The organism is Streptomyces sp. NPDC032161, from assembly GCF_040636995.1.
In the GTDB taxonomy this organism is placed as follows: Bacteria; Actinomycetota; Actinomycetes; order Streptomycetales; family Streptomycetaceae; genus Streptomyces.
In genome coordinates this window covers 24,019-49,239 of record NZ_JBEZVN010000035.1, presented here as the reverse complement: position 1 = coordinate 49,239, position 25,221 = coordinate 24,019, and the positions used below count along the sequence as shown (strand labels likewise).

Genomic DNA, 25,221 nt, shown 5'->3' with positions numbered 1-25,221 from the left:
GAACCCGGAAGCTAAGCCTTTCAGCGCCGATGGTACTGCAGGGGGGACCCTGTGGGAGAGTAGGTCGCCGCCGAACAGTTTTTGTGGGGAAGCCCTGCACCCTTGTGGTGCGGGGCTTTCTCGCGTTCAAAATCTTTTCCCTCGGTTTCTCCGGGGGAATTCTTGTTTTCGGGGGGGCTCCGTTCAGGCAGGGGTGACCAGGCGGGTGTCGTAGGCGAGGATGACCGCCTGGACACGGTCACGGGAACCCGTTTTGGCGAGGATGCGGGTCACATGGGTCTTCACCGTCGATTCCGCGAGGTGGAGACGCTCGGCGATTTCCCTGTTGGTCCATCCCCGGCCGATGACCGTGAGGATCTCCCGCTCCCGCTCCGTGAGGGTCGCGATGCGCGCGTGCAGCCCTGCGGCGGGGCCACCGGGAGTGGCCGGCAGGTGCTGGACGTACGCGTCCAGCAGCCGACGGGTGAGGCTCGGGGCGACCACCGCGTCCCCGCTCGCCACGGCCCGGATGCCGGAGAGCAGTTCCTCCGGCAGCGCGTCCTTGATGAGGAACCCGCTGGCACCGGCGCGCAGTCCGTCATAGGCGTACCGGTCCAGATCGAACGTCGTGACGATGAGGACACGGGTGCCGGCACCGGTCCTGACGATGCGTCGGGTGGCCTCGATGCCGTCCAGGAGCGGCATGCGGATGTCCATCAGCGCCACGTCCGGGCGGTGCCGGGTCACCAGCTCCAGGGCCTCGTGGCCGTTCGCGGCCTCCCCGACGACGGTCATGTCGTCCTGGCTCTCCAGCAGCATGCGGAAGCCGAATCGCTGCATCGGCTGGTCGTCCGCGATGAGCACGGTCGTCACTTGGGTGTGTCCTCCAGGGGGAGCAGCATCCGCACCCGCCAGCCGGTCGCGGAGCCGGCGCCCGGCGGCAGCGGGGCTGCTTCGATTGTGCCGTCGTAGAGAGATGCCCGTTCCCGCATCCCCGCGATGCCCTGCCCGGCGGCTTCCCCTCCGTCCTCCTCCCGGCCACCGGCCTGGCGGCCACCGGCCTTGTGTCATGAGCGCGACGCTACGGAGCGGGGCGGGCGGCGGCGTCCGACCCGGGGCGGGACGTGGCGGCGCGCGTAGTACCGGGGTACGACACGGGGATGGGGCCGCCCGGCGCACGACGGGCGGCGGACACGGGCGCCGGCCGGGAAAGTTGTTTGTGCTGGTCGGGCGGGTGGCGGCAGGATCGGTGGATGGACCATGTGATTCGAGTCGTACGTGCCGAGGAATGGCGCCTGGTCAAGGAGCTGCGGCTGGCCGCCCTGCGGGACCCGGTGGCGTCCGTGGCGTTCCTGGAGACGTACGAGCAGGGTGTGACCCGTTCCGACGCGTTCTGGCGGGACCGGGCGCTCGGCGCCTCCGAGGACGGGAACGGCGAGGTGCGGCAGTTCGTCGCCGTGGCGCCCGACGGGCGGTGGGACGGCAGCGTGACGGTGCTGATCGAACGGCCGGACGCGGAGGTCCGGTTCGGGGAGAAGGCCGAGACCCACCAGGCTCATGTGGTCGGCGTGTTCCTGCGGCCCGAGGCGCGGGGGCGGGGCCTGGCCGAGGAGTTGTTCCGGGCCGCGACGGAATGGGCCTGGTCGCTGGACGGGCCGCGGATCGAGCGGGTGCGGCTGTACGTGCACGAGGACAATCCGCGGGCGGCGGCGTTCTACCGGCGGATCGGGTTCGTGCCCACCGGGCGGACGGAGCCCGTGCCGGGGGATCCGTCCGCCCGGGAGATCGAGTGCGCGGTGGCGCGCCCGGAGTAGCCACGAGGCGGCGTGCGTTCGGCGGGTCGTGGCCGCTCGCGGCGGGCCGGGGCCCGGTCCGCTCGGCGAGGGGCGTGAGGCCGCACGAGGCGGCGCGGAGCTCAGCGCGAGGGCGGGAGCTCTTGGGGCCAGCGGGCACGGGCCTGTTCACGGGAACGGAGGAGGACCAGGGTCGGCAGCCCCGCGGCCCCGCCCGTCGACAGCAGCTCCGGGAGCCGGGGGAGGGGCGCCACCGCGGCGACGTCGTCGAGCACGAGCGTCATTGGTGGGTCGAGCCGACCGTCGGCTGACCGTGCGGCCAGGCGGCGGCCGTGCTCGACCACGTGTGAGGCGAGCGCCGTGAGCAGGGGCATCGCTCCGGGGCCCGAACGGGGATCCTCGATCGGCTCACCCACCACATAGAGAGTGCCCCCCTCGTCCACGAAAGATGCCAGCGCGAGCGAATCCGCTCGGTTCGGTGTGCAGGCGTCGCGGATGTGGACCGCTGAGAGCGCGCCGAAGGCCCGTACGGTCAACTCCTGTGCCATCTCGCGGCGTTCGGGGTGCGCGGTGAGGGCGGACTCCAGCAGCCCGGCGAGTCCGGACGCGGCCTTGGGGTGGGTGCGCAGCAACCGCACCGCTTCGTGGGCGCCGCCGCCGAGGGCCCAGCGGTGGACCTGGCGGAAGGGGCGGCCGTCGACGGCCGCGGCGTGCAGCCAGCACTTCAGGAGCGTTTCCGCGGTGTCGGCCGTCGCCGCGTCCATACGGGCCTGCGGCCGGACCGGGGCGAGCAGCGCGGCGGAGCGGGACGCGGCGGTGTCGGGGTCCTCGCAGCCCGTGGTGGGCGACCAGTGCAGACGGGCCGGGGTGTCGCAGAGGTGGCCGGGGTCGTAGACGAGGACCGGGCCGAGCTTGGCCCGGGGTCCCTTCGTCTCCGCCCAGACCGTGGGGTCCGAGGTGACGACGAGCGCGGGCCCGTCGGCCTCCAGGATCGCCCGGACGACAGTGGGGCGGCGGGTGGCGGGCGGACCGTGGACGACGAGCGGGGCGCCGGGGGTGGTCCCCGCGACGGGACCGGCGCCGGGGCCGGGCTCCGGAGCGGCGGGTGTCCTCGCAGCCGGGGCGGTGGCTGCCTCCGGAGCGGGGCCGGGCACGGGAACAGGGCCGGGCACGGGAACGGGGTCCGTCGCGGGCGTGGCGGCGGAGTGCGGTACGGGCGTGGGTTCCGGTGCGGCCCCGGGGCGCGGCGTGGGCTCGGGGGCGAGGGGCTGCGGGGCGGGCGCCGGGTGACGGCCCGTCACGGCGGCTTCCGCGGGCCCGCTCGTGTCGCTGCCCGTGTCACTGCCCGTTTCCGTGCCTGCCTCTTTGCCTGTCTTCCTGCCCGTCTCGCCGTCCTCGTACAGGGCCGCGTACCGTTCGGCGCGCTGCCGGGCCCGTACCGCGCGCCAGCGGGTCACCACCCCCAGCACGAAGATCGCGAGCACCACCAGCACCATCAGTTCGCCTATGAACAGGCCCCAGAACAGCCCGTATCCCGAGAGGGCGTCCGCCGGGGTCCCGGGCCAGGCGGCCGGGAGGTCGTGCGGCGCGGTGACGAGCCTGCGCATCGCGAGGGGGGTCTCGGCGAGGGTGACCCCTTCCGGCCAGGCGCCGTGCGCGAACAGACCGGCCAGACCGGTGGCCGTCCACGCCAGGAGCGTCAGCCCGAGCAGGAACGCCAGCAGGCCGATCAGCATCCCGTCCGGGATGCCTCCGCCGTTGCCGTCCCGGTCGGCTGCGCCGTGCCCGTTCCTTCCTCGGTTCCCGCCCCCGCCTCCAGTGCCTCGTACTCCACCGTGCCCCGCCATGTCAGGCCACCGTTGACTCGGACGACTCGTTCAGCCGCCGCTGCTGGTACTCGATCCGTGCCGCGCGCTCCTCCGCCTCCAGGTCGGCGGCGCGCTCGTCGTCCGGGACGGTCTCGTCGGAGGAGGACTCGGTCATCGCGCGGTCGGTGAAGACGAGCGGCCGTTCCGCCTCGGTGATCAGGTGTTTGACGACCTGGACGTTGCCGTTGACGTCCCAGACCGCGATGCCGGGTGTGAGCGTGGGGATGATCTCGACGGCCCAGCGCGGCAGGCCGAGCACCCGTCCCGTCGCTCTGGCCTCGTCGGCCTTCTGGGCGTAGATCGTGCGGGTCGAGGCCATCTTGAGGATCGCCGCGGCCTCGCGGGCCGCCGCTCCGTCGACGACGTCGCTGAGGTGGTGGACGACCGCCACGAACGACAGGCCCAGCCGTCGCCCGAACTTCAGCAGGCGCTGGAAGAGCTGGGCCACGAAGGGCGAGTTGATGATGTGCCACGCCTCCTCGACCAGGAAGATGCGTTTCTTCCGGTCGGGCCGGATCCAGGTGTGCTCCAGCCAGACGCCGACGATCGCCATCAGGATCGGCATCGCGATCGAGTTGCGGTCGATGTGCGAGAGGTCGAAGACGATCAGCGGGGCGTCGAGGTCGATGCCGGCGCTGGTCGGCCCGTCGAACATGCCGCGCAGGTCGCCGTCGACCAGTCGGTCCAGGACGAGCGCGACGTCCAGGCCCCAGGCCCGTACGTCGTCTATGTCGACGTTCATCGCCTCGGCGGACTCGGGTTCCGGGTGCCGGAGCTGCTCGACGATGTCGGTCAGGACGGGTTGCCGGTCGGTGATCGTCTCGTTGACGTACGCGTGGGCGACCTTCAGCGCGAAGCCGGACCGTTCGTCCAGCCCGTGTCCCGTCGCCACCTCGATGATGGTGCGGAGCAGGGCGAGCTGACCGGTCGTGGTGATCGCGGGGTCGAGGGGGTTGAGCCGGATGCCGCCGTTGAGCGCGGCGGCCGGGTCGAGGCGGATCGGGGTGAGCCCGAGCTGCTGCGCGATCAGGTTCCACTCGCCGACGCCGTCCTCGCCCTGCGCGTCCAGGACGACGACCTGGCGGTCGCGGAAGCGGAGCTGGCGGAGCACGTACGTCTTCTCCAGCGCGGACTTGCCGTTCCCGGACTCGCCGAGCACCAGCCAGTGCGGGGCGGGCAGCTGCTGCCCGTAGAGCTGGAACGGGTCGTAGATGTAGCCCTTGCCGGAGTACACCTCACGACCGATGATCACGCCGGAGTCGCCGAGGCCGGGGGCCGCGGTGGGCAGGTAGACGGCCTGGGCCTGTCCCGTCGACGTACGGACGGGCAGCCTCGTCGTCTCCACCTTCCCGAAGAGGAAGGCGGTGAAGGCGTCCGACAGCGCGGACAGAGGATCTCGCATGGCGGGACCGGCCTCCCTCTCGTGTCTCTCGTGTCTCTCGGTTGTCTCGGTGGGGTCGGTCGCGCGGTCAGCGGCGGATGCCGGTGGCGAACGGCAGGGTGTTCACGAAGGCGCGGTGGTGCTCGCGGTCGCACCACTCCAGCTTGAGGTACGACTTGCCGGCGGAGGCACGGATCGTCCGCTTGTCGCGGGCGAGGGCCTCGGGGGAGCGCGAGGACACGGTGATGTACCCCACGAGGTTCACCCCGGCCGCGCCGCTCGCGAGGTCTTCGCCCCGCTGGTCGAGGCGGCCGTGCGCGGCGATGTCGCGCGGGTCGACGGTGCGGTTCATCTTGGCCTGACGGCTGGCCTCCGCCTCGTCGTTGGTCTTCTCGGTGAGCATCCGCTCGATGGCGATCTCGGTGGGTTCGAGGTCCATGCAGACCGCGACCGTACGGATCACATCGGGCGTGTGGACGAGGAGCGGGGCCAGGAAGTTGACCCCGACGGGCGTCATCGGCCATTCCTTCACCCAGGCCGTGGAGTGGCACCAGGGGGCGCGGGTGGCCGACTCACGGGTCTTGGCCTGGAGGAACGTCGGCTCCACCGCGTCCAGTTCGGCGGGCCAGGCGTTGCGCTTGGTCATCGCCTGGATGTGGTCGATGGGGTGGTCGGGGTCGTACATGGAGTGCACGAGGGAGGCGAGCCGGCTCTGGCCGAGCGGCTGGCGCACCCTGATGTCGGCCTCGGCGAGACGGGCGCAGATGTCGGTGAGCTCGCGCGCCATGACGACGGCGAGGCCCGCGTCCCGGTCCAGCTTGCGGCCGGACGCGGGGCGGGCCGCACGGGCCATGGCGTTGGCCTCGGCGGCGAGCTCACGGGTGTAGTGCATGCAGGCCACGAGGTAGGCGCGGTGCTGCTCGCTGGAGGTGGACACCATGGACTGGAGCTGGTCGTACGAGTCCCGCAGCCAGGCCGGTGAGGAGTCGTCACCGCGCTGGCCGACGTCCTTGGCATGCGCGTCGGGGTCGGCGGGGAGGGTACGGGCCAGCATCTGGATACGGGTCACGAAGCCGTCCCCGTTGGCGACGTGCTTCAGCAGGGTGCCGAAGCGGTCGACGAGAGCCTCCTGGTCCTCGCTGTCGCGCAGGCCGACGCCGGGGCCCTCGATCTCGATCGCGGCGGTGACGGTGCGGCGGTCGGCGTGCAGCAGCACGGCGATCTCGTCCGGACCGAAGGGGGCGGCGAGCCAGTTGATCCGGCCGATGCCCGGGGGCGGGCCGATCTCGACCTCCTGCCCGTCGGCGCGCACCCCGGCCTCCATGGCGCCGGAGCGGTAGGACGTGCCCCGGCGCAGCAGGCGCTTGTAACTCCGGTTGATCTCATACCACTTGTAGAAGGTGCGGTGCCGGTACGGGACGTACACGATGGCCAGGGCGAGCAGCGGGAAGCCCGCCAGCAGCACGATCCGCGGGGCCAGGTAGGGGATGGCCAGTCCGCTCACCATGCCGAGGAACGCGCCGACGATGATCAGCGCGATCTCCCCGGTCTCGCGGTTCTTGCCGACGATCGCGTTCGGCCGGGCGCGGCCGATGAGATACGTGCGGCGGGGCGCGATCGTGTGGGCCGGAGTCGTCAACGCCCTCCACCTCCCGTGCTGTTGTTACCTGTACTGCCTGATCCGCCGCGCGGGGTGCGGCTGCCGTGCGGGGTGCCGGAGGCCGGACCCGATCCGCTGCGGGGCGGGGGCGCGGTGGGGGAACCGGTGCCGCGGGAGCCGTGCGCGGCGACGCCGCCGCTGACCGGGTTGGCGGGCCGGGGGCCGCCGCCGGCGTCGCCGCCGTTCTGGCCGCCGCGGCCGCTGTGCGTCTTGATGCCCTGGGAGACGAGGGCGGCGGGGGAACTGATCAGCGCGGCGGCCTGGGAGCCGTCGGTGGCCTGCTTGCGGTTGGTGCGCGCGCCCTGGATCTCGTCGCCGAAACCGGGCACGAAGCGGTAGATCATCGCGGAGGCGAAGATCGCGAGCAGGATGATGGCGAGCCCGGAAACCACGGAGGAGAACGCGTCCGGTCCGTCGTCGCCGGAGAGGGCGCCGGCCAGTCCGAGGACGATGACGATGACCGGTTTCACCATGATCACCGCGATCATGATGCCCGCCCAGCGGCGTACGTGGCCCCACATGTTCTTGTCGACGAGCCCCGCGTAGACGACGGTGCCGAGCAGGGCGCCGACGTAGAGCAGGGCGGCGCGGATGACGAGTTCCAGGTAGAGGACGCCCGCGGCGAGGATCGAGACGAGCGAGACGACGATCAGCATGATCGGCCCGCCGCCGATGTCGGAGCCCTTCTTGAGCGCTTCGGCGAAGGACCCGAAGAAGACGTCGGCCTTGTTCCCGGTGGCCGAGGCGATCACGTCGCTGATGCCGTCGGTGGCGGACACGACCACGTACAGGACGAGCGGGGTGAACGCCGACGCGATGACGGTCAGCCAGAGGAAGCCGACCGCCTCGGAGATCGCGGTGCTGAGCGGGACGCCGCGGATGGCGCGCTTGGCGACGGCGAACAGCCACAGGACGAGCGTGAGGAAGGCGGAGGCGGCGAAGACGATCGCGTACTGGTTGCGGAAGGTCTCGTTGGTGAAGTCGACGTTCGCGGTCTGCTTCACGGCCTCGCTGAGCTTGTCGATGATCCACGCGGCGGCGTCGGCGCAGCCCCGGGCGAGGGAGGAGAGGGGGTCGAGGGATTCGTCGACGGTGGAGCGGGGGGTCTGGGTGGTGGCCGCCTCGCCCTTCTCGCAGTAGTCCTTGGCGAGTCCGACGATGAGGTCGCAGGCGCCGTCGCTCGCGCCGGGCGAGGGCGTCGACGACGGTTGGGGCGTGGACGACGGCGAGGGGTCGGCGACGGCCGGTGAGGCCAGCAGGAGCGACACGACCGGCAGGAGCGCCGCCACCACCGGCAGACCGGCGAGGACCGTCAGGAGGGCGCGGGCGCGCGGGCGTCGGCCGAGGAGCGTCGGGAAGGAGCGGGTGCGACGGCGTCGGCCGAGGGCCGATGCGGGGACGCGCGCCGATGGGCGATGACGACGAGACCCGGTGCCCCTCCCGGCGACGTCCGCCCCGCAAGCCTTTCCGGTCACGGCACTAGCGGGCATAGGTGAAGCCTCCGTATCCCTGAACGGCACTGGCGATCTCGTCCGCGGTCGAGGCCCGGTTGTCGCCGTTGACGGGCGTGGGGCCCTCCGTCTGGCTCGACGACTCGATCCGCCAGTCGCCACCGACCCACTTGAGCTTCTGCGTGAGGGTGAACCACCGTGAGGTGACGGGCTTGGTGGAGTCCTGGCCGGCCATGCCGACCAGACCCGTGCACCAGACCTCGACGGTGGCGGTGTCGCCGCCGTGCTCGACCACCTTCGTGCCCACGGGCATGGTCCGGGAGACGAAGGTCAGGCCGGAGGGGGTGGTGCCGTCCGCGTGGAGACCGAGGTTCTCCAGCAGGCCCGGCGAGTACGCCTTCGTCAGGTCGGTCAGCAGGCTCTCCACGACGGCGGGGTCATGGGTGGCCTCGACGATGGACCGGCGGGTGTCGGCGCTGAACATCCCGGCCGAGCCCAGCGCCACCGCGAAGTTGGACGCCGCGCTCTGTGCGCCCTGCTCGTCGTGGGCGAACCCGGTGGGGATCGAACCGTTCTTCCCCGTCACCGGTCTGGTGCCGGTGGCCGCGGTGGACGAGGAGTCGGGCCTGCCGCCCGCGCTCCCCGGGCCGCCGTCCTTGCCGTCCTTGCCGCCTCCGCCCAGGTTCGCGAACGCGATGGCGGCGATCAGGAGGACGACCACGCCGACGACCACGACGAGGGAGCGGGAGGAACGGGCCGGGCGGCGGGCGGCGCCGTAGTCGTCGCCCTCGCCGTCGGGCAGGCGCGTACGGGTCTGCCGCGTACCACCGATGGTGCTGTACGGGTCGGCGGTACGCCCCGGGCCGCCGTAGCCGCGCTCGTCGCCGGTGCTCATCTCTCGTACGCCCCCTCAACCGTTTGCTCGACCGCTTCCTGAACCGGGTGATACGACGGTAGCCGCACGGCTTCCCGCGCGGGCGCGGTGTGGTGACTCGACATCAGGGGGACGCAACCTCTGCCGGTGGGCACGACGGGCGGGTGGTGGAGGTGGGGCGGACAAGGAACGGAGGAATGGGCGCGAAGCGCCCCTGGCAGGGGTGACCGCCGGTCAGACGGCCATCCCGTAGACGATGGTGAACAACGTCCCCAGGGATCCGATGATGAACACACCGGTGAGCCCCGCGACGATCAGCCCCTTGCCCTGCTCCGCGCTGAACGTGTCGCGCAGTGCGGTGGCGCCGATGCGCTGCTTGGCCGCACCCCAGACCGCGATGCCGAGGCAGAGCAGGATGGCGATGGCCATCACCACTTCGATCATCACGCGGGCCTCGTTGCCCAGGGTCCCGAACGGCCCCCAGTTCGGGGCGATTCCGCCGATGATGGTGGTGATGTCGCCCTTTTCAGCTGCCAGGATCATGTAAGTCACCGCCCCTGTTGGGTAGTTCGATGCCCCTGCCACACGACACGGGTCGCCCTCTATCTTCGCTGATGAAACTGCTTTCGTACGACGGCTTGACGGCTCTCTTTACCCGAATCTCGCACGTGTGACCGGTTCGACCATCTGACTGGCGGATCGAATCGGTGTATGAGCGAACACGTATGGTTACTCTGTGTATCACGGAGAGTGACCCCGGGCAATGATCGCCATCGCGTCACCCCGGCTGGAGCCCGGTGTGGACCTGGTGGGTTCAAGGCGTGGAGCCGGTCCGTTCCAGGTCGGGACGGGATCCGGTCAGAGCAGAGGGTGACGGGGGACGGGACGGCGGGGAGGCGTCGTCCAGGTCGGTGGTGGCTGAAAGTCGCACCAGGTGCCGTCGAAGGGAAACGTTCCGGCCTCGGCGAGTCGAGCGACCGCGCGGCCCTCGTCCCGGATGGCCGACGCCTCCTCGGGGGTCCAGTAGGCCGGATGCCCGGTCTTCTCGGCGAAGGAACGTTCGTCCTTCCACCGCCAGCTGCGGTCGGGGGCCACGTCGATGTCGAGTTCGTGGTCGGCGACGTCGATGTCGTCACCGCGGTGGACCCGGTGCTCCAGGTTCACGTACCAGCCGCGGAACCTCCGGTGGCGGCCGAAGAGCCAGAGCACCGAGTGCCCGGCACCGGCCGGCTGGTGGAAGAGGGCGCTGCCCATCGGCCACCGGTCGGCGACCAACGGGTATCCGTCGGCCGGGCGTTCGTGCGGCGCGATGTCCCGCAGATGCTTTCCGCGCGGGAGCCTCGTACGCCACATGGGCGTGCCGGTCTCCATCCAGACCAGCTGACCGCTGTCGGTGCGCTCGACGAGGCGCACGGGTACCGAGGCGCTCAGGTGGCCGCCGATGAAGAAGTTCCAGTGAAGTATCCGGCCAGGGGCGTCGTCCATGCCGCTGATCGTGCCCACGGCGCGGAGCGCGGACACGTGGCGCGGGTTCGCGGATGGGTGGCGCGGTACGCAAGCGGGTGGCGCCGAGCGAGGACACGTGGAGCGACGGCCGGGCGGGGTCCGGTCGTGGCACGCGTCCCATGCATCTCATGCGTCCCGTATGTCCCAGGTGATTACTTCGGGAGTCATCGCGTGGAGGCGGCGGCGCCTGTAGGAATGGTGTTCCTCTCCGCGCCGACCGGGTGCGGAGTGCCGACGTATTCGGAGGGAGCGGCCTTGTCGGTCATACCCACGACCACCCGCGCCGTGGTGGAGGAACTGCTGGGCCGCATCGGTGCCGGCGACCCCGAGCACATCGCGGAGCTGTACGCCGAGCGGGGCGACTGGAAGCTGAACTGGCCGGAGGGCGAGCACGGTCGCCGTGCCACCCCGTGGATCCGCCACCGCTCCACCCGCGCCGATGCCGTCGCCCATTACCGCGAGCTCGCCGAGCACCATGTGGCGGGGCGGGCGGCCACGGTGATCGAACGGATCCTCGTCGACGGCGACGACGCGGTCGTGCTCGGCGAGATCCGCCAGACCGTCCGCTCGACCGGACGCGCGTATCGGGCCCGGTTCGCCCTGCACCTCACGGTCGAGAACGGTCTCGTCGTCCGGCACCATGTCTACGAGGACAGCCTGGCCGTCGCCCGCGCCTTCGAAGAGGCCGACGCCGTCGATGTCCCGGACGCCGTCGACGTGCCCGGCGCCGAGGGCTCGTAGCGGACCGGAAGCGGGCGGCTCAGGGCCGGGCGGAGGCGCCGTCGTCGGCGGTCCCGTCGATGTCCTTGCCGATGCCCGTACCGGGGTCGGTGTCCGTGCCGGAGTCCGTGGCCGTGTCGGAGACCGTGGCCGTGCCGGAGTCCGTTTGGGAGTCCACGTCGTCGATGAAGTGGTCGAACTCGCCGGCCTGGACGCCCTTGGCGAAGGCATCCCATTTGGCGCGGGTGGTGGTCACGATGTTGGTGGGGTCGCCGGTCTCGCGGAGGCGGACGAGTTCGTCCGGGCCGAAGGCGATCTCGATCCAGGGGCCGGTTCCCTCGTCGTCCTCGGGGGCGGCGCGGATCCAGGTCAGGTCGGCGGGGATGTCGGTCATGGACGGGATTCTCCTTGACTATGCGTGTTGACGGCGCGTGTTGACGGTGCCGCGGGGAAGCCGGCCGGGCGCCGGGGCGTGCGCGGGGCCGTGCCGGAGCACGCGGATCTCCGCAGGACGGACCGTGCCGGGAGCGGGAGCAGGGCGGCGAAGACGGGCGCGCGGGATCCGCCCCGCCGTGGGTGCGAGGGCTCCGGCCGCGGGCGGTCCGGCCACCGCCGCGGGCGGTCCGGCGACGACCGCGGGCGAACCGGCGACCGCCGCGAGTGGTCCGGCGACCTCGTGCACGGTCCGGCGACGGGTTCTCTTCAGAGGTCCCGGGCGATGGCGTCCACTAGGTCGCGCGACTCGGCGGCGTCCAGCGCGAGGGACTCCATGCGGTCCAGCACCTGCCGGTACTTGTGCAGGTGGGCCTCCGCGTCCAGAAGGGCCATGCCGTGCGCCTGGTCCAGCTGCACGGTGTCCAGTTGCGGCACGGATCCGTGTACGTAGTGGACCGGCTGGCCGGTCCCCGGATATCCGCCGGCCCGGAACGGGATCACCCGGATCGTGACGTGATCGCGCTCGCTCATGGCCAGCAGGTGGGCCAGCTGCTGTCTGGCCACGGCCGGACCGCCGAATCGCATGTGCAGGGCCGCCTCGTGGACGACCGCCCGGTAGGGCGCGGGGTCCTCGCGGAAGATGACGGCCTGACGCTTGATCCGGAACGACAGGTGATGCTCGATCTCCGGGGGCGTGAGAGCGGGGACGACCTGGCGCAAGACCTCGCGGGCATGGTCCGTGGTCTGGAGCAGACCGGGCAGGCCGGAGACATGGGCGGTGCGCAGCGCGGTTCCGTGGTGTTCGAGTTCCGCCAGGTCCAGCAGTTCCGCGGAGAGGATTTCCCGGTACTCCTCCCACCAGCCCCGTTTCCGGTCGCCCGTCATGGCGGCCAGCGCGTTGACCAGCGCCTCGTCGGGGCAGTGGTAGTGGCAGGACAGCGTGCGCACCCGTTCGGCGCTCACGCCGTAGCGGCCGGCTTCGATGTTGCTGATGCGTGCCTGGTTGCCGCCGAGCAGGCGCGCGGCCTCGGTCGCGGTGATCCCGGCGCGTTCGCGCAGCTTGCGGAGCTCGGCCCCCAGCCGTCTGCGGCGGGCCGTCGGTGTGGTGCTGGGCGGCATCACTCACTCCCCGTCTTGGTCACCCACACGAGCGTATCTGTTACGTAATCCATGGATTTCATGGAATGTATTCCGCATCGGGCTCTAGTGTGTGACGCAGGCCACCGGTCCGGAAGTACCCCGCTCGACGGAGCGGCCTCGTCACCGGACAACCCGAAGCGCATCTTCCGACTTCCCTCCGTGAACGGAGACTTCCATGGTCAATGCCACGGTATCCCCGCCCTGGACGTACACCCTTCAACTCCCGCGAGATCCCCGTGCTCCCGGTGTGGCCCGCGCGATGCTCCGCACCGCGCTGCGCCTGCACGGCATGCCCGAACTCGTCGAGAACGCCGAACTGCTGGCGAGCGAGCTGGTCACGAACGCGTACCTGCACTCGCCGGGGCCGTACTCATTGCGTCTGCGCAAAGCCGGGCGAGGCCGGATCCGGCTCGGCGTCCGCGACACCAGCCCGCGCATTCCCGCACCGTTCCGATGGAGCGCCGGAACCCCGGCGGAGCTGGCTGAACGGGGGCGCGGGCTGTATCTGGTGACGCTCTACGCGGAGAGCTGGGGAGCGGTTCCCTTGAGCGGCGGAGGGGTCGGTGGCGGCGGGCGGCCCGAACGCGCACTGCGGGCCGCCGGGTCGCCGGACAGAAGCATCGTGTCGGGGCAGGGCGGAAAGCTGCTCTGGGTGGAGTGCGTGGCCAAGGGAGAGGGCGAGGAAACCGCGGAGGGGGCGGACGCGGAGGCGCAGCGCGAGACCCGATCAGGGCCGGGGTGAGGGGGCCTGCCGCGTCGTCCATCGCAGCGGATACCTGCCGGAAGGGATCCTGCGGGAGTCCTTCCGCTTCGGCGACGGCGGATGCCACGACGAACACCTGCATGCCCGCCTGGCCGCCGACCCGGAGCCGCCAGAGCTCGCGGACGAGCCGAGGGACTGAGGCGACTTCGCAGCCCTTGATGTCCCCGACTTTCCCAACCGCTTCCCCAGCGGCCTTCCTGCGGACCTGATTTCCCTGACGGCTCCGATTCTCAGCTCCCCGTCCCGGGAGCGGTGAGGGAACGGGCCATGGCGTCCAACCAGGCTGCGAACGAGGGAGGTCAGGGGCGTGTTCCACCCCGTCCGCCCACTCGCCGGTGTCGGCGTACCGCGCGCGGGGCTCGTCCTGTGGGTGGAGACAGACCGGTTGTCGAACGGCCTCGGATGAGGCGGGTGCAGACGCCGTGAGCGTCACCGTTTAGCCCTCGGCGGCACGGCGGAGCGTCGTCAGGCTCTCCGATATCACGGGTATCAACGGTTCGGTCCTCTACGTGAGTTGGAATCACTCCGGACGCCCACTTCGGCCACTTCGACCCGAACAGGGACGCCGTGTCGGCCGACAGTACTCCGCGTCGATCGCTTCCAGGGCATGCGGAAAGGGATCGGGGCGGAGCGATACCGAGGGGACGGAATGCGGAGATCGTTGTTTTGCCATTCCAGCGCCTATGGCATTGACGGCTGTTCTGGGAGTGGGTTTCCGATGAGTGGCAGGGAAACAGGCTCGCATGGACATGAAAGCCGCGGCGGGCCGGGCCGGCGCGCAATCCTTGCCCCCATTTCGGAGAGGTTCGTCCGGAGGCGCGCCGAGATCATTCCTCGCCCCGACGTCCACTCCACCTTCTGGTCCGCCGGTGCGCCCCGACGGGTGGCCCGTCCTCAATGCCCCGGATCCAGGCGGTCGGTGACGGTACGGGAGAGGCCGATCACCTGGGTTTTTGAGCCTGGTATTGGGCCCTGGGGCCCATGCCGCGCCCTGTAGTGCTGTGGTCGCATAACGGTACCGGGGGGAACTGTCGCTGCACCCACTCACAAAGCTGGGGAGACTCGCCGTGTCTGGCATACGAGAATTAGCGGTACCGGGCGGTGCCGGCATCGGTGCCGCCGACGTTCCTCCGGGTAGACAGCCGTTGTCGCGCCCCTTGCAGGCGGTGCTGATTCTCGTACGGCTTCTCTTCGCCGTCACCGTCATCGGTGTGATCGACGCGCTCGTCGTGGCGTCGGCCGTCGACGCGGTGGACGGGCGGCTGTTGGGCATGCTCGTGTACGCGGCCCTGCCCGGCGTGATCGGGTTCGTGCTGTCGCTGTACGTGCGGACCGGGGGCGTCTGGATCCGGCGTGGGCTCCTCGCCGTACACATCTGGCTCGCCCTGGGCGCGTTCGCGACCCTGAAGGACGGCACCGCAGGGCAGGGCCTGGCGCAGGTGGTCCTGCCGGTCGTCGTCATCGTCCTGCTCTGCCGTTCCGGTTCGCGCGAGTGGTTCCGGCTGCGGCCCGAACAGCGCGTCCAGTACCGCCCGTTCAGCTTCGCGCGGATGCTGAAGTGGCGTCGTGCCGACGCCGGGCAGACGGCGATGGAGTACCTGGGCATGATCCTCGTGGTCGTGGCCCTCATCGGGGCGCTCGTGGCCACGGGAATCGGCGCGCAGCTGACCGGGCAGATCCAGAACGCCATCTGCCAGCTGACCGGGGGCGCGTGCGCGCCGCCGGACGGCAATGTGGAGGCGGGCAAGGGCTCGGGGGCGACCGGCGGAGGGTCCGGCTCGTCGGGCGGTGCGGGCTCCGAAGGTGCGACCGTGACCGGTGGTACCGGCAGCGGCGGGTCGACCACCTCCGGTGGTGCGGACTCCGGCGGTTCGGCCGCGTCCGGCGGATCCGACGCGTCCGGTGGCACGGGCTCGTCGGGCGGCTCCGGCGGCTCCGGTGGCACGGGTGGGACCCAGGGAACCGGTGGGACCCAGGGCTCGGGCGGCACCGAGGGCTCCGGTGGCTCCGGCGAATCGACCGGCGGCAATTCTTCTTCGCCGGTTGACGCGGGTAGACAAGACGGTTCGTCGGGTTCCTCCGGCTCCTCGGAGGGCGGCTTCCTCGACGGTGTCGTCGGCGACGGCGGCCTGTGGGGCGACGTCACCGGCGTCGTCGACGCGGTCTTCCACCCCGGCGACACGGTCAAGGGCATCGCCGACCAGTACGGCCAGGCGGCACGGGGCGCGGGCAACAAGTGGGACAAGGGCCAGTACATCGCCGCCGCCTGGGACATGACCAAGGCGTCCGGCGGGGGCGGCGGCGCGGTCGCCGGACTGCCCGGCTCCGGGCCCCGGGTCGAAGCGGCGGTGCAGGGCGCGACGCGCGACTACCTCAACGACCGCATCCCGTACAACGCCTCCGCAGCCGATCGCAAGGCGTGGTGGGACGGCCTGTCGCAGCAGCAGCGCGACCAGTACCTCGACCTCTCCTCGGACAAGATCGGCTACCTGGACGGCATTCCGGCGGCGGACCGGGACAAGGCCAACCGCAAGAACCTGCCCGAGCTGATCTCGAAGCTGGAGGGCAAGACCGACTCCAAGTCGAGGGAGCAGCTGGCCGGTCTGCGGGAGATCCAGCGTCAGCTGAACGAGGGCAGTCAGCCGCCGATGTACCTGCTCGGCATCAGCGACGAGGGCAACGGGAGGGCCATCGTCTCGTACGGGAACCCCGACACGTCGAAGCACGTGTCGGCCTATGTGCCGGGCCTGAACACCTCGCTGGACGAGGATTTCGCCAAGACGGGCCTCAAGCGCGCCCGCGACACGGCGATCGGCGCCCAGGGCTACGACTCGTCGACCGCGGCGATCGTCTGGCTCGGCTACGACGCGCCGCAGTCGCCGGACGGGCTGCACAGCCTGGCCGTCGCGGGCACCAGCCGGGCGGAGAAGGGCGGAGCCGCGTACAACGACTTCATGTCGGGCATCTCGGCCACCAACCAGAACGCGGACCCGCACATCACCGCCATCGGTCACTCCTACGGTTCCCGCGCCGTGGGGGCCGCGACACAGCACCCGGGCGGTATCCCGGGGGTCGACGACATCATCCTGGTCGGCAGTCCCGGAGTCGGCGTGGACCGCGCCGTGGACCTCGGCGTCGGTGCCGGGCACGTCTTCGTCGGTGCCGCCCAGAACGACCCGGTCACCCACCTTCCGTCCAAGACACAGGTGGTCGTGGGTACGGTGGGGATGATCCTGGGAGGCCCGGCCGGCGCGTACATCGCGGGCGACCTGGCCGACAAGGGCGACGACGACCTCTGGTTCGGCAAGGACCCGGCGAGCAAGGCGTTCGGGGCCAAGCGGTTCCCGGTGGCCCCGGGGACGCCGTTCGTCAGTACCGGTGGTGTGAGCTTCGACGCGCACTCCAACTACTTCGACCCGGTACGGGACGCCATGTCGGCGGACAGCATCGCCCTGATCGTGTCCGGCAACTCCGACAGGCTCAAGATGGAGGAACAGCGATGAAGCGAAGGTTCCGGTTCGTCGCGGTGGCACTGGCCGTCGGCTTCGCGCTGACGGGCTGCGGCAACGAACACGCGGGTTCGGGCGGCGAGAGCCCGGGCAATTCCACCGAGAGCAACATGAGCACCAAGGGCACCGGCGACGAGAACACCCAGGAGACCGACGGCGTCCGGCGAGCCAAGAGGACCGACATGGACATGCAGGAGGCCGCGGAACGGTCCGACGGCATGCTCGACTCCGTGCTGGAGGCGATCGACCCCGAGGTGCAGTGGGCGCACGGCCCGACGACCACCGGCACCTGCGACGTGACCCGCAGGCGGACCGTGATGACCATCGTGTCGGCGGAACGCCGCCAGAGCTTCCTGGACCAGGTCGAGAACCACTGGCGCGAGAACGGCTACCGCATCAAGGGCAAGAACGACGACAAGGTCTTCCCTGCGGTCTACGCGCAGACCAAGGACGGCTTCGGGATCAGTGTGAGCGTCCGCGGCAAGGGCCAGGTCTTCTTCGAGGCGGACAGCCCCTGCGTGAAGGAGTCGAAGGTCGCCGAGTCCACGTCCGAGCCGAACGGACCGGCGTACAAGGGGGTCTACCCGCTCCCGCGCCCCAACGTGCGGTCCGATCACTGGTCGAGCGGCACGGCCTGACGGGGAATCGAGATGGCCTGAGGGGGTGTCGGCACGGCGTGGTCCGTGCCGACGCGCGAGGATTCCGGATCGGCACGCCCTGACTCGTGTTCAGGGCGTGCCGATCGCCGTTCGGCGCACACCCGTCGGAGTTCGGCGCACGGTGAACCCGTGGCGGCGCGGCGTGCGCCCCGTCGGGGGGCGGTGCGCCCCACCGGCCGGCGGGTGCGCCCCCTGTGTCACCCGAGGTGCGGGAGGGGCCCGTGAACGACCCCAATGACCCGGTTGATTCGTACACACCCGCGAAAGCGGCCATGAAAGCCGCCTGGATGGGGGATGGTTGAGGGGTGCGAAAATTCTGGGTGATCGGTGGGCTCGGCGTCGGCATGGCCATGTGCTTCGTGACGCTGCTCGTCGTCGGCACGTATTCCGCCGCAGCCGGACTCGCGGGTTCCGGCAGGAGCGGGTCGGTCGGGCTGGCGAAGGGCGCGGTGCCGGCGAAGTACCAGGGTCTGGTGCAGAAGTGGGGCAACCTCTGCCCGGCCATCAACCCGGCCCTCCTGGCCGCCCAGCTGTACCAGGAGAGCGGATGGAACCCCCGGGCCGAGAGCCCGGCGGCCGCCCAGGGGATCGCCCAGTTCATCCCGGGCACCTGGGCCGGGCACGGGATCGACGGCAACGGCGACGGCAGACGCGACGTGTGGGATCCGCAGGACGCGATTCCGTCCGCCGCCTCGTACGACTGCGAGCTGGCCGGGTACGTGAAGAAGGTGCCCGGCGACCAGACGGACAACATGCTCGCCGCGTACAACGCCGGGGCGTACCGGGTGATCCGCTCCGGCGGGGTCCCGAACATCGCGGAGACGAAGAACTACGTCACCATCATCCGGTCGCTGGAGAAGAGTTTCGCCCGGCCCGTGGGGCGGGTGCAGCCCTCGGAGCAGGCGGCCGGGGCCATCCACTTCGCCCAGAACAAGCTCGGCACGCCGTATCTGTGGGGTGGCAACGGCACACCGGAGCAGGGCGGGCGGTTCGACTGTTCGGGGCTGACCCAGGCCGCGTACCGCACCGTGGGGATCGACCTGCCCCGGGTGGCGAACGACCAGTACAACGCCGGGCCGCATCCCTCGCGCGACGAACTGCTCCCCGGTGACCTGGTGTTCTTCTCGGACGACCTGACCAACTCGCGGGCCATCCGGCACGTGGGGCTGTACGTGGGAGGGGGCTACATGATCAACGCGCCGTACACCGGGTCGGTGATCCGGTTCGACAAGATCGACACCCCCGATTACTTCGGCGCGACCCGCGTGACGAAGGAAGGGGCCGCGGCCCTCCCGACCGACCTTCCCGGCGACCGTCCGGAGGTCTGACGCGGCGACGGCGGTGGCCGGAACTCTCCGTAAGGCCCAGGCCCTGAGCTGCGACGATGAGTCACTCTTCGATAACGTCATAGTGATCATTCGGTGGAGAGTGGAACGCGCGCACGGACCGCGTCGTTCCCTGGATGGACTGGATGACCCGGGTGGACCGGGCGGCCCGCGGGCGGCTGTGAGCCGACCGCGCGCACGCCCTCCGGACCGGCCCTCGCCGGCAGGTCCGTACGGACGGGTCCGCACGGGCAGCGCGACCACGCGGTGATCGAACCGACACGGGGGTTCGTCAGGGCGGTGCACGGGTGTGCCCCGCGTCAGCAGACAAGACAAGGGGCCGCAGCGGATGGCTGGACTCGCAATGGATGGGTCGAACCCCGACGTCGGCCTGCTCTACGAGATCAACGGGCTCGCGAAGTCCGCCCCCGCCTGGTTCGACCGGATCATGGAGTTCGTGGGCGAGTACGGGATCATGCTCGGCATGGTCCTGGTGGTCCTGTGGTGCTGGTGGAGCGTGCGCCGGCGCGGCACGGCCGAGGACTCGGTGACGGCGGTCGCCGGGATCGTCTGGGCGCCGCTCGCCGCCGGGATCGCGCTGCTCGTCAACATCCCCATCCGCGGATTCGTGGAACGGCAGCGTCCGTTCCGGGAACACGCGGGGCTGGAGGTCCTCGTGGAGGGGAAGAACGACTTCTCCTTCGTGAGCGATCACGCCACGATGGCCATGGCCCTGGCCGTCGGACTCTTCGTGGTCAACCGGAAGTTCGGTGTCGTCGCGATCGGCCTGGCCCTCCTGGAGGGCTTCTGCCGGATCTACATGGGTGTCCATTACCCGACCGACGTCGTCGGCGGACTGGCGCTCGGCACGGCGGTCGCCCTGCTGCTCTCCCCGCTCGCGATGATGCTGCTGACGCCGTTGACGGCGGCCGTCGCCCGCTCGGACCGCCTCGGACGGCTCGTCAGGTCGCGTGGTTCGTCGTCGGCGGCGAGGCCCGGTGGCCGGGCGGGGACGATCGGGATTCCCGAGCCGCGACCGGGGGCGGTCTGCCGGGACGGCGAGAAGGACCTGGCCGCGTAGGCCGCGCTTCGAACTCGTCCGGCCCGGCCGGGGCCGGGCCGACGCGCTGCCCGTCGGGACCGGGGCCGGAGCACCGCCCCGCCGGTTCCCGGCCGCGATGTGGTGGTGCGTCAGGGGCCGGGGAATCAGAGGGCCTGCGGGAACGAGAACAGGCGCTCGGGGTCGTAGCGCTTCTTCAGGTCCGCCAGACGCTCGGCGGCCGTGCCGTAGTAGGCCCGGCGCCAGTCGCCCAGGGAGGGATCCGGGTAGTTCTGGTACGCCGCCCCGGACGCGTACCGGCGCATCGCCGTGTGGGTGTCTTTCAGCCAGTCCTGCTGTGCGCTGCCCGCCGTGCCGTGCTCCCAGGCACCGATGTACTGGGCCAGGACGCGTGAACGGCGGTGGACGAACGCCGTGGCCCGAGGGGCGACCCGGTTGATCGCGCCGCCGAGCGCGGTCAGCGTGATGGTGCCCGCGCCGCCCCCGGAGGCCGGGATGCGGGTGAACGCCTCGGCCCGGTCGAGGAGGGCGCCGACGCCCACCGGGGACAGCGAGCGGTCGTAGAAGTCGGAAGCGGCGGCGTACGTCTCCCGCTGGAGCGTGCCCTGCTCGGTGCGGCCGGGCGTCGAACCCGGCAGATGGCACTGGGCGTCGGTGATGCCCGCGCAGCCCGCGTACCCGAGCATCGCCTCCTGGTAGCCGCGGCGGCGCAGCGACACGGAGGACGCAGGGGCGCCGATCCGGTCGGCGAGACGGTCGACGGCGTTCTGCAGCTCGTCGTACGTGCCGAGACCGAACGCGGCCACCGTGACGGTCGGGCTGCCGCCGCCCGGACCGGCGGCGAGGTGCAGCGAGGACCAGATCTCGTCGGGCTGCGACGGCCCCCACTCCTGCCACGCCGTGACGGCGGAACGGGCCCGCGACCAGGGCCAGGACGTGTAGGCGGTGACGGCCTGCGGGGTCGGGCGGGTGCGGAACGTCAGCTCGGTGACCACGCCGAAGTTGCCGTTGCCCGCACCGCGCAGCGCCCAGAAGAGGTCCGGGTGGTGGTCCGCGTCCGCGGTGACGGTCCTGCCGTCGGCCGTGACGAGGGTGGCGGAGGTGAGGCTGTCGCAGGTCAGACCGTACGCGCGGGAGGCGACGCCGTGGCCGCCGCCGAGGGTGAGGCCCGCGATGCCGACCGTGGGGCAGGAGCCGCCGGGGATCGTCAGGCCGTGGCGGGCGAGGCCCTGGTAGACCTCGATGAGTCTGGCGCCCGCGCCGATCGTGCCGTTCCGTTCGACGCGCGACAGCGACGAGACGTCGATGACGAGGCGTCCGTCGCCGCTCGACCAGCCCGCGTAGGAGTGGCCGCCGCCCCGGATCGACACGGGGGTGCCCGTGCGGCGGGCGAAGGCCAGGCATTCGCGGACGTCCGCAGCGTGCCCCACGTAGGCCACGGCGGCGGGCTTCAGACCGTCGAACCGGGTGTTGTAGAGCTGACGGGCGGTCGGGTAGTCCCCGTCCCGGGGCCGTACGAGCCTGCCGTCGAGGCCCTTCGCGAGGGCGGACCAGTCGGCCGGACCGGCGGGGGAGGGCTTCGACGGGACGGATGGGTCCGGTGAGGCGGGTGAGCCGGGGGCGGTCCCGCCCGAGGCGCCCGAAGCGCCCGACGCTCCTCCCGTGCCCGCCGGATCGTCGCCGGGCACGGGGGCGTTGTCGCACGCGCTCGCGGCGCCGGCGAGCGCCGCGACGGCGCCCGCGGTGAGCACCGCGCGCCGGCCCGGCCCCGTGCGCGGTTGGGGAACGGGGGGCTGGTGGGGCGTGTCCATCGGACCTCCGGGGCAGGGGCCGGCGCGGGCCGGTCGGTGGGGGGAGAGGCCGGGCGCGAGGTGTGCGGGGGTGCGGCGTGGGGTCAGGGCGAGGCGCGGTGCTCCGAGGCGTCGGCCCGGGCCCGGTCGCGGGAGCGGCGGGCCGGTCCCGACCATCCGCAGGCGCAACGGGCGGTGCAGAACGAGCCGCGTTCCACAGTCGTGGGTTCGTGTCCGAAGGACGTGGGGGCGGGGGCGGTCGGCGGGACCTCTGGGGTGTGTTGGACGTACACCCGTCCACGGTACTGGGCGCCGCCACTCGGCGGTGTGGCGTTCGGGAACGGCGTGACGGGGGACACGGGTTGTCGTTATCCGGAACGGATGGGGGGCTCGGTCAAGCGGTACGGCGTTGGGGGTTGGCAGGCGATGGTGGTGCAGCGGCACAGGTCCGGAGGCGGGGCGCGCGCTGTCTGCGCCCTCGCCGTGGTGGGCGTGATGGCGGCGACCGCCGGATGCGGGGGTGATCGGGTCGGCGGCGACAGCGCCGTGGCCGACGAGCGGGGCGGGGGCGACTCGCTCGACGCGGTCCGCCGCGCGGCCGAGGTGCTCGGCGGGACGGTGTCCGGCACCGGAACGGGGACGGTGGCCGGAGCCGGGGGCGGGGACGTCGGGGGAAGCGCCCGGGTGCGTACGTCGATGCAGACCGCGGCGGGCGGGACGCGGGTGACGATCAGGGGCCGCGGGGCGTACGACTTCCGCAGGCGCGTCGGCCGGCTGGAGGTGGTGCTGCCCGAGGACGCCGCCGGGGCGGACGGGCACCGCCCCATCACCGAGCTGCTGGTCCCCGACGCGCTGTACATGATGAATCGCGGCGCCGGGGTGCCCGCGGACAAGTGGGTCAGGGTCGACACGACGGCACTGGTGGACGGCAATCTGGTCACCGGCGGGGTGACCGACCCCATGATCGCGGCGGAACTGCTGCGCGGGGCACGGCAGGTGGAGTACGTGGGGCAGGCGGTGCTCGCCGGGGTGAGCGTGCGGCACTACCGAGGGGTTTCGGACATCGGGCGGGCGGCCCGCGAGGCGTCACCGCAATCGCGCGGGGCGCTGGTCGCGGCGACGAAAGGATTTCGCACCCGAACCGTGCCGTTCGACGCGTACCTGGACGAACAGGGGCGGCTGCGCGAGGTGCGCCACCGGTTCACCTTCGCCGACGAGGGGCCCGCGGTGGAGGTGACGTCGACGACGTCGCTGTCCGATTTCGGGGTGCCCGTCTCCGTCCGGCTGCCGGACGACGACGACATCTACACCGGGAAGATCGAGGAGCGGTAGGCGGGGCGCGGAGCGGCTTCGGTGCGCCGGTACGTCTGTGGAGCGCGTGTCGGCACGGCGGCGGGTGCGTCCCGGCCGGGGCGGCGCGGGCGGCCGGACGGCCGGGCGGGGTCGGACGTAGGCAAGCCGGCGGAGCAGAAATGGTCCGTCCGTGCCATGCGCGGCCCGTGCTCCGCTCCCTACGCTGGGAAGTCGGCGACGGCAATGAGAGGTGAGTGGCGTGGTGACGCTCGGCACACGGACCGAATCCGACCATGTGGCTCTCGCCGAGATCGAGCTCTGCGGCGAGCTGATGATCGCAGCGTCGGCCGCGATCGGGGAGCGGCTCAGCTCCGCCCGCATCGACGAGGTGCTGAACGTGGGGGTGGTCGCCGAGCGGGCCGCCGCTCCGCGGTCCGGTGACCGCCTGGCCTGACCACTGGCCCTCCCGGCAACGTTCGCCCCGTCACGCCGCCCGGCACTTCCCCGGGCTCTCGACTTCGTTCGAGCCGAGGAGGGATCCCGTCCGAGGGCTTCCGGTCACCTTGCGATCGCACGCACCGGATGACGTTCCTTCCGGGCAGATCTTCCGGTCGCGGCACCGGCGGTGATCCGGTCCGTCCCGCGACCATCCGCCGTGACGGGCGATGCCCGGGGCCCGGTCGGCGCCCGCCGGGCGTGACCGGTCGTCGCCCGGCCCGCCCGGTCGCGGGCCGGGTCCCGTCGTCAGGTGCGGAGCAGGCGGGCGATGGCCTTGGTGGCCTCCTCGACCTTGGCGTCCACCTCGTCGCCCCCCTTGAGCGCGGCGTCCGCCACGCAGTGCCGCAGATGCTCCTCCAGCAGTTGGAGGGCGAAGGACTGGAGGGCCTTCGTGGATGCCGAGACCTGGGTGAGTATGTCGATGCAGTAGACGTCCTCGTCGACCATGCGCTGCAGGCCGCGGATCTGGCCCTCGATCCGGCGCAGCCGCTTGAGGTGCTCGGCCTTCTGGTGGTGGTAGCCGTGGATGCCCCGGTCGTGGTCGGTGACGACCGGCTCGGCCGCCCCGGTGGTGGCGGAACCGGCCACGGGGTCGGGGGCGGTCGAGGCGCCCGAGGTCGTGGCATCCGCCGTGGCGCCGGTGCTCGCGGTGCCGGCGTCCGAGGTGGTCGCGGCGGTCCCGGTGGTGGTCATGGCTGCCTCCCGTATTCCCTTTACTACTGCCGTCCATATACCCCTGGTGGGTATAGCTTAACGAATTCTGCCGAAACGTGACCGGGGGCCCGTGCTGATCTCCGCATCCCATGCGCGACACTGAAGAATGCCGGTTAGCCGTGGCCGGATGATGCGCCTAGCATCAGCCTGACCGAATCCAAAGCACCCCGAGGACCCCACGTGCGCTTTCGTCTGACCCCCAGGGAGACGAGCTTCTACGACATGTTCTCCGCCTCCGCGGACAACATCGTCACGGGCTCGAAACTCCTGATGGAAATGCTGGGGGCGGACCCTGCCTCCCGAGCCGAGATCGCGGAGCGCATGCGGGCAGCGGAGCACGCGGGGGACGATGCCACCCACGCGATCTTCCACCAGCTGAACTCCTCTTTCATCACGCCGTTCGACCGCGAGGACATCTACAGCCTCGCTTCGTCGCTCGACGACATCATGGACTTCATGGAGGAGGCCGTCGACCTGGTCGTGCTGTACCAGATCGAGGAACTCCCCAAGGGCATCGCGCAGCAGATCGAGGTGCTGGCCCGCGCGGCCGAGCTGACCGCCGAGGCGATGCCCGGGCTGCGGACCATGGACAATCTCACCGAGTACTGGATCGAGGTCAATCGTCTGGAGAACCAGGCCGACCAGATCCACCGCAAACTGCTCGCCCATCTCTTCAACGGCAAGTACGACGCCATAGAGGTGCTGAAGCTCAAGCAGATCGTGGACGTACTGGAAGAGGCGGCCGACGCGTTCGAGCACGTCGCCAATACGGTGGAGACCATCGCGGTCAAGGAGTCCTGAAC

Annotated in this window: 22 protein-coding genes, 1 rRNA gene and 1 pseudogene; 11 read left to right on the top strand and 13 right to left on the bottom strand. The window is 71.3% G+C overall.

The window, feature by feature from the left end; translation table 11 throughout:
- Positions 1–76 (top strand): 5S ribosomal RNA (gene rrf, locus AB0E67_RS31310); the annotation flags it as partial.
- Between the two features lie 107 nt (positions 77–183).
- Here the strand turns inward: rrf and AB0E67_RS31305 are convergent.
- The gene (locus tag AB0E67_RS31305) at positions 184–852 is read right to left on the bottom strand and encodes a response regulator transcription factor (protein ID WP_362033054.1); all 669 of its coding nucleotides are present in this window, start codon (positions 850–852) and stop codon (positions 184–186) included.
- Between the two features lie 380 nt (positions 853–1,232).
- On the opposite strand from AB0E67_RS31305, the gene AB0E67_RS31300 reads away from it, so the two are divergent.
- Positions 1,233–1,793, top strand: a complete 561-nt coding sequence (locus tag AB0E67_RS31300) for a GNAT family N-acetyltransferase (RefSeq protein WP_362033051.1) — start codon at positions 1,233–1,235, stop codon at positions 1,791–1,793.
- Positions 1,794–1,894: 101 nt separating this feature from the next.
- Here the strand turns inward: AB0E67_RS31300 and AB0E67_RS31295 are convergent, their stop codons facing one another.
- From AB0E67_RS31295 to AB0E67_RS31265, 7 genes are all read right to left on the bottom strand, one after another.
- The gene (locus AB0E67_RS31295; protein ID WP_362033049.1) at positions 1,895–3,508 is read right to left on the bottom strand and encodes a type VI secretion protein; all 1,614 of its coding nucleotides are present in this window, start codon (positions 3,506–3,508) and stop codon (positions 1,895–1,897) included.
- 112 nt (positions 3,509–3,620) lie between these two features.
- Positions 3,621–5,042, bottom strand: a complete 1,422-nt coding sequence (locus AB0E67_RS31290; RefSeq protein WP_360118941.1) for an ATP-binding protein — start codon at positions 5,040–5,042, stop codon at positions 3,621–3,623.
- 67 nt (positions 5,043–5,109) lie between these two features.
- The gene (locus AB0E67_RS31285) at positions 5,110–6,660 is read right to left on the bottom strand and encodes an SCO6880 family protein (RefSeq protein ID WP_362033046.1); all 1,551 of its coding nucleotides are present in this window, start codon (positions 6,658–6,660) and stop codon (positions 5,110–5,112) included.
- Positions 6,657–7,940: a hypothetical protein gene (locus tag AB0E67_RS31280; RefSeq protein WP_362033068.1), complete on the bottom strand. Its 1,284-nt coding sequence runs from the start codon at positions 7,938–7,940 to the stop codon at positions 6,657–6,659. The genes AB0E67_RS31285 and AB0E67_RS31280 overlap by 4 nt, the downstream gene beginning before the upstream one ends.
- A gap of 220 nt (positions 7,941–8,160) precedes the next feature.
- Entirely contained in the window at positions 8,161–9,027 is an 867-nt protein-coding gene (locus tag AB0E67_RS31275) for a hypothetical protein (RefSeq protein ID WP_362033044.1), read from the bottom strand.
- Between the two features lie 213 nt (positions 9,028–9,240).
- Complete coding sequence (locus tag AB0E67_RS31270; protein ID WP_018101695.1) at positions 9,241–9,549, bottom strand: hypothetical protein; 309 nt, start codon at positions 9,547–9,549, stop codon at positions 9,241–9,243.
- Between the two features lie 315 nt (positions 9,550–9,864).
- A complete protein-coding gene (locus AB0E67_RS31265; protein WP_362033041.1) occupies positions 9,865–10,491 on the bottom strand; it encodes a DUF402 domain-containing protein in 627 nt (208 codons plus the stop codon).
- A 285-nt stretch (positions 10,492–10,776) separates the two neighbouring features.
- Here AB0E67_RS31265 and AB0E67_RS31260 point away from each other — a divergent pair, with 285 nt between their 5' ends.
- Positions 10,777–11,253 (top strand): nuclear transport factor 2 family protein, encoded by a 477-nt coding sequence (locus AB0E67_RS31260; RefSeq protein ID WP_362033066.1) that lies wholly within the window; start codon positions 10,777–10,779, stop codon positions 11,251–11,253.
- A 151-nt stretch (positions 11,254–11,404) separates the two neighbouring features.
- Here the strand turns inward: AB0E67_RS31260 and AB0E67_RS31255 are convergent.
- A pseudogene (locus AB0E67_RS31255) lies at positions 11,405–11,626 on the bottom strand (DUF397 domain-containing protein); the annotation flags it as partial.
- Positions 11,627–11,934: 308 nt separating this feature from the next.
- Positions 11,935–12,786 carry a helix-turn-helix transcriptional regulator gene (locus tag AB0E67_RS31250; protein ID WP_362033038.1) on the bottom strand — a complete coding sequence of 284 codons (852 nt, stop codon included), beginning with the start codon at positions 12,784–12,786 and terminating at the stop codon, positions 11,935–11,937.
- Between the two features lie 196 nt (positions 12,787–12,982).
- Between AB0E67_RS31250 and AB0E67_RS31245 the strand changes: the two genes are divergently transcribed.
- The 5 genes from AB0E67_RS31245 to AB0E67_RS31225 all read left to right on the top strand — a co-directional run bounded on the left by AB0E67_RS31245 (position 12,983) and on the right by AB0E67_RS31225 (position 20,144).
- Positions 12,983–13,549, top strand: coding sequence for an ATP-binding protein (locus tag AB0E67_RS31245; protein WP_362033035.1), 567 nt, complete (start codon positions 12,983–12,985; stop codon positions 13,547–13,549).
- A 1,187-nt stretch (positions 13,550–14,736) separates the two neighbouring features.
- On the top strand, positions 14,737–17,073 hold the full coding sequence (locus AB0E67_RS31240) for an alpha/beta hydrolase (protein WP_362033033.1): 2,337 nt from the start codon (positions 14,737–14,739) through the stop codon (positions 17,071–17,073).
- Positions 17,070–17,717 carry a hypothetical protein gene (locus AB0E67_RS31235; RefSeq protein WP_362033031.1) on the top strand — a complete coding sequence of 216 codons (648 nt, stop codon included), beginning with the start codon at positions 17,070–17,072 and terminating at the stop codon, positions 17,715–17,717. Before AB0E67_RS31240 ends, AB0E67_RS31235 begins: the two co-directional genes overlap by 4 nt.
- A gap of 341 nt (positions 17,718–18,058) precedes the next feature.
- The gene (locus AB0E67_RS31230; protein WP_362033063.1) at positions 18,059–19,066 is read left to right on the top strand and encodes a bifunctional lytic transglycosylase/C40 family peptidase; all 1,008 of its coding nucleotides are present in this window, start codon (positions 18,059–18,061) and stop codon (positions 19,064–19,066) included.
- Positions 19,067–19,412: 346 nt separating this feature from the next.
- Entirely contained in the window at positions 19,413–20,144 is a 732-nt protein-coding gene (locus tag AB0E67_RS31225; RefSeq protein ID WP_362033029.1) for a phosphatase PAP2 family protein, read from the top strand.
- Positions 20,145–20,269: 125 nt separating this feature from the next.
- On the opposite strand, the gene AB0E67_RS31220 is transcribed toward AB0E67_RS31225, so the two are convergent.
- Positions 20,270–21,934 (bottom strand): FAD-binding oxidoreductase, encoded by a 1,665-nt coding sequence (locus AB0E67_RS31220; RefSeq protein WP_362033026.1) that lies wholly within the window; start codon positions 21,932–21,934, stop codon positions 20,270–20,272.
- Positions 21,935–22,017: 83 nt separating this feature from the next.
- The gene (locus tag AB0E67_RS31215; protein WP_362033023.1) at positions 22,018–22,206 is read right to left on the bottom strand and encodes a hypothetical protein; all 189 of its coding nucleotides are present in this window, start codon (positions 22,204–22,206) and stop codon (positions 22,018–22,020) included.
- 133 nt (positions 22,207–22,339) lie between these two features.
- Between AB0E67_RS31215 and AB0E67_RS31210 the strand changes: the two genes are divergently transcribed.
- The gene (locus AB0E67_RS31210; protein ID WP_362033020.1) at positions 22,340–23,245 is read left to right on the top strand and encodes a hypothetical protein; all 906 of its coding nucleotides are present in this window, start codon (positions 22,340–22,342) and stop codon (positions 23,243–23,245) included.
- 220 nt (positions 23,246–23,465) lie between these two features.
- Entirely contained in the window at positions 23,466–23,660 is a 195-nt protein-coding gene (locus AB0E67_RS31205) for a hypothetical protein (protein WP_362033017.1), read from the top strand.
- Positions 23,661–23,950: 290 nt separating this feature from the next.
- On the opposite strand, the gene AB0E67_RS31200 is transcribed toward AB0E67_RS31205, so the two are convergent.
- Complete coding sequence (locus AB0E67_RS31200) at positions 23,951–24,397, bottom strand: metal-sensitive transcriptional regulator (RefSeq protein ID WP_362033015.1); 447 nt, start codon at positions 24,395–24,397, stop codon at positions 23,951–23,953.
- Between the two features lie 201 nt (positions 24,398–24,598).
- Here AB0E67_RS31200 and AB0E67_RS31195 point away from each other — a divergent pair, with 201 nt between their 5' ends.
- Positions 24,599–25,219 carry a DUF47 family protein gene (locus AB0E67_RS31195; RefSeq protein ID WP_351524653.1) on the top strand — a complete coding sequence of 207 codons (621 nt, stop codon included), beginning with the start codon at positions 24,599–24,601 and terminating at the stop codon, positions 25,217–25,219.
- Positions 25,220–25,221: the final 2 nt, after the last annotated feature.

Bases quoted from the DNA above. Each gene is read 5' to 3' on its own strand.
- AB0E67_RS31250 (WP_362033038.1), bottom strand. From the start codon at position 12,786: ATGCCGCCCAGCACCACACCGACGGCCCGCCGCAGACGGCTGGGGGCC.
- AB0E67_RS31290 (WP_360118941.1), bottom strand. From the start codon at position 5,042: ATGCGAGATCCTCTGTCCGCGCTGTCGGACGCCTTCACCGCCTTCCTC.
- AB0E67_RS31225 (WP_362033029.1), top strand. From the start codon at position 19,413: ATGGCTGGACTCGCAATGGATGGGTCGAACCCCGACGTCGGCCTGCTC.
- AB0E67_RS31210 (WP_362033020.1), top strand. From the start codon at position 22,340: ATGGTGGTGCAGCGGCACAGGTCCGGAGGCGGGGCGCGCGCTGTCTGC.
- AB0E67_RS31220 (WP_362033026.1), bottom strand. From the start codon at position 21,934: ATGGACACGCCCCACCAGCCCCCCGTTCCCCAACCGCGCACGGGGCCG.
- AB0E67_RS31235 (WP_362033031.1), top strand. From the start codon at position 17,070: ATGAAGCGAAGGTTCCGGTTCGTCGCGGTGGCACTGGCCGTCGGCTTC.
- AB0E67_RS31200 (WP_362033015.1), bottom strand. From the start codon at position 24,397: ATGACCACCACCGGGACCGCCGCGACCACCTCGGACGCCGGCACCGCG.
- AB0E67_RS31265 (WP_362033041.1), bottom strand. From the start codon at position 10,491: ATGGACGACGCCCCTGGCCGGATACTTCACTGGAACTTCTTCATCGGC.
- AB0E67_RS31300 (WP_362033051.1), top strand. From the start codon at position 1,233: ATGGACCATGTGATTCGAGTCGTACGTGCCGAGGAATGGCGCCTGGTC.
- AB0E67_RS31270 (WP_018101695.1), bottom strand. From the start codon at position 9,549: ATGATCCTGGCAGCTGAAAAGGGCGACATCACCACCATCATCGGCGGA.
- AB0E67_RS31295 (WP_362033049.1), bottom strand. From the start codon at position 3,508: ATGCTGATCGGCCTGCTGGCGTTCCTGCTCGGGCTGACGCTCCTGGCG.
- AB0E67_RS31245 (WP_362033035.1), top strand. From the start codon at position 12,983: ATGGTCAATGCCACGGTATCCCCGCCCTGGACGTACACCCTTCAACTC.
- AB0E67_RS31275 (WP_362033044.1), bottom strand. From the start codon at position 9,027: ATGAGCACCGGCGACGAGCGCGGCTACGGCGGCCCGGGGCGTACCGCC.